This is a genomic window from Limimaricola litoreus, assembly GCF_024159025.1.
Lineage (GTDB): Bacteria > Pseudomonadota > Alphaproteobacteria > Rhodobacterales > Rhodobacteraceae > Limimaricola > Limimaricola litoreus.
Genome location: NZ_JAMYXC010000135.1, coordinates 1 through 2,864, shown reverse-complemented (window position 1 = coordinate 2,864; position 2,864 = coordinate 1). Strand labels below are relative to the sequence as shown.

The 2,864-nt window shown below is 71.2% G+C and carries 5 protein-coding genes; all 5 read right to left on the bottom strand.

The window, feature by feature from the left end:
• Positions 1 to 874: HesA/MoeB/ThiF family protein (locus NHG85_RS09320; RefSeq protein ID WP_253331729.1), on the bottom strand; the 874-nt coding region annotated here is incomplete at its 3' end.
• Complete coding sequence (locus NHG85_RS09315; RefSeq protein WP_253331727.1) at positions 871 to 1,467, bottom strand: thiamine phosphate synthase; 597 nt, start codon at positions 1,465 to 1,467, stop codon at positions 871 to 873. The genes NHG85_RS09315 and NHG85_RS09320, both read right to left, overlap by 4 nt.
• Positions 1,464 to 2,234: a thiazole synthase gene (locus tag NHG85_RS09310; RefSeq protein ID WP_253331725.1), complete on the bottom strand. Its 771-nt coding sequence runs from the start codon at positions 2,232 to 2,234 to the stop codon at positions 1,464 to 1,466. Before NHG85_RS09310 ends, NHG85_RS09315 begins: the two co-directional genes overlap by 4 nt.
• A gap of 2 nt (positions 2,235 to 2,236) precedes the next feature.
• Positions 2,237 to 2,434 (bottom strand): sulfur carrier protein ThiS, encoded by a 198-nt coding sequence (thiS, locus tag NHG85_RS09305; protein WP_253331723.1) that lies wholly within the window; start codon positions 2,432 to 2,434, stop codon positions 2,237 to 2,239.
• Positions 2,418 to 2,864 (bottom strand): FAD-dependent oxidoreductase (locus tag NHG85_RS09300; protein WP_253331721.1); only part of this gene is annotated, 447 nt, incomplete at its 5' end. The genes thiS and NHG85_RS09300, both read right to left, overlap by 17 nt.

Here is a 2,864-nt window from a genome sequence, read left to right as displayed (position 1 = left end):
ACAGCACGGCGCGCGCGCCCTCGGGCGGGCGCGGGCCATGTGGGCCAAAGGCCTCGACCGGCGCGCGCAGGGCGTCCGCGCGCACCAAGGCTCCCTCCTCCTCGCGCCGCAGATCGACCACGAAATCTCCCGGCGCGATCTGCGTGGCAGAAAGAAACCGTGGCGCATGGGCGGGCTCCTCCGCCCCGGCAAAGCCGAAGCCGCCAAAGCGCCAGCTCTCGGCGTCGAAGCTCACCAGCCGCCCCAGCGGCGAGGGCGCCATGCCTGCGAGCTGCGCCAGCGCCATCTGCGCCTGCACCGCGCCGATCACGCCGACCACCGGCCCGAGCACGCCCTCCTCGGCGCAGGAGCCCATGCGCGCGGGCAGGTCGGGAAACACCGCGCGCAAACTCGGCCCCCCGCCGCAGAAGCCGCCCGCATAGCCCGACAGCCCGGTGACCGAGGCGCTGATCAGCGGCAGCCCGGTCTCCACGCAGTGGTCCGAGGCCACGTAGCTCGCCGCGAAGCTGTCGGCGCAGTCGATCACCAGGTCGACGCCCGCGCAAAGCGCCGCCGCGGTGCCCGGATCGAAGCGCGCGACCGAGGGCGCGACCGCGCAATCGGGGTTCAGCGCCACCATCCGCGCCGCCGCCGCGATGGCCTTGGGCCGCCCGACATCCGCCTCGCAAAACAGCGTCTGGCGGTGCAGGTTCGTGGCCTCGACGCGATCGGGATCGACGAGCCGGATGCGCCCCAAGCCCGCGCCGGCAAGGTATTGCAGCACGGGTGTCGCAAGCCCGCCCGCGCCAATCACCAGCGCATGGGCCCTTGCCAGCCGCGCCTGCCCCTCTGGCCCGAACTCGCGCACCGCGATCTGTCGCGCATAGCGGCTCATCGCGTCGCCCCGATCCAGTCGCGCAGCCGTCCCTCGGGGTCAGGGTTCAGCGTGATGTCGGTCACGACCGAGACCACGTCCGCCCCCGCCGCAAAGGCTTTGGGTGCCCGCGCGACCGACAGCCCGCCGATGGCGACGAGGGGGATGTCGCCGATTTCGCGCTTCCATTCGGTGAGCCGCTCCACGCCCTGCCGCTCCCATTTCATCTTCTTGAGGATCGTCGGCCAGACCGGCCCCAGCGCCACGTAATCGGGGCCGAGCGATAGAGCGCGGTCGAGCTCGGCGCGGTCATGGGTCGAGACCCCGAGCCGCAGCCCGGCGCGGCGGATCGCGGGCAGATCGGCGCTGTCGAGATCCTCCTGCCCCAGATGCAGCCAGTCACATTCGAGGTCGATCGCGTCGCGCCAATGGTCGTTGACCACGAGCGTCGCCCCATGGGTGGCGCAGAGATCGCGCGCGCGCATGATCTGCGCGCGGGTTTCGGCCTCGCTCCGGTCCTTCAGCCGCAGCTGCACCAGCTTCACCCCAAGGGGCAGCATCCGCTCAAGCCACGCCACATCATCGAAGATCGGGTAGAAGCGATCGAGCTTCATGCGAGAAACGCCTTTCCGATCAGCGGTGTCGAGGGGGCCGCCATGTCGCGCGGCTCCATTGCCCCCGCCTCATACCCCAGCCGCCCGGCCTCCACCGCGCGGGCAAAGCCCTCGGCCATTGCCGCCGGATCTTCGGCGCGGGCCACGGCGGTGTTCAAAAGCACCGCGTCGAAGCCCATCTCCATCGCCTCTGCGGCCTGAGACGGGCGGCCCAGCCCCGCGTCGACCACCATCGGCACATCGGGAAACTGCGCCCTCAGGCTCCGCAGCCCGTAGCGGTTGGCCAGCCCCAGCCCGGTGCCGATCGGCGCGCCCCATGGCATCAGCACCTCGCAGCCCGCGTCGAGCAGCTTTTCGGCCAGCACCAGATCCTCGGTGGTGTAGGGGAACACTTCGAAGCCATCGGCGCACAGCTCGCGCGCCGCCTCCACCAGCCCCCAGGGGTCGGGTTGCAGCGTGTCGGCGTGACCGATCACCTCGAGTTTGATCCAGTTCGTGCCGAAGAGCTCGCGCGCCATTCGCGCGGTGGTCACCGCCTCGCGCGACGAATGACATCCGGCGGTGTTGGGCAAGAGCCGCACGCCCAACTCGCGCACCAGATCCCAGAACGCCCCGGCCTCTCCGCCCGCCGCCTCGCGCCGCACCGAGACCGTGGCGACGCCCGCGCCGGAGCGGCGGAACGCCTCGGCCAGAACCGATGGTGAGGGGTATTGCGCCGTGCCGAGCATCAGCCGCGAAGGCAGCGTCGTGCCATGGAAGGTGACCATCCTCAGCCCCCCTGCCGTGGTGCGACGATTTCGATCCGGTCGCCCGGGGATAGCGGTGTTCGCGCGCGCGCCCCTGCCGGCACGAAGGCTTCGTTGAGCGCCGTCGCCACCGTCTCCCCCCCATGCCCCAGCGCCACCAGCGCCTCGGCCAGCGTGTCGGCCGCGACCTCGCGCGCCGTGCCGTTAACCATGATCTTCATCGCACACCTCCGGTCTGATGCCGTCGCAGAGCCAGTCCGCCACCATCCGCGCCATCGCGGGCGCGAGAAGAAAACCGTGGCGGAACAACCCGTTGACATGAATTGTCTCGCCCCGCCGCCTTATGCGCGGCAGGTTGTCGGGAAAGGCGGGGCGCGCGTCGGTGCCGATCTCCAGCACCTCGGCCTCGCCAAAGGCGGGATGCAGTGCATAAGCCGCGCTTAACAGCTCCAGCACCGCGCGCGCGCTGGCGGGCCCGCGCCCCTCGCTTTCGATCTGCGTGGCGCCCAGCATGTAAAGCCCCGCCCCGCGTGGGACGACATAAAGCGGATGGCGCGGGTGCAGCAGCCGGACGGGCCGGGTGAGCACGACCTCGGGCGCGCGCAGCACCAGCATCTCGCCGCGCACCCCGCGCAGGTCGCGCAAGGCATC

Coding starts and splice junctions, on each gene's coding strand:
- NHG85_RS09315 (WP_253331727.1), bottom strand. CDS start 1,467: ATGAAGCTCGATCGCTTCTACCCGATCTTCGATGATGTGGCGTGGCTT.
- NHG85_RS09310 (WP_253331725.1), bottom strand. CDS start 2,234: ATGGTCACCTTCCATGGCACGACGCTGCCTTCGCGGCTGATGCTCGGC.
- thiS (WP_253331723.1), bottom strand. CDS start 2,434: ATGAAGATCATGGTTAACGGCACGGCGCGCGAGGTCGCGGCCGACACG.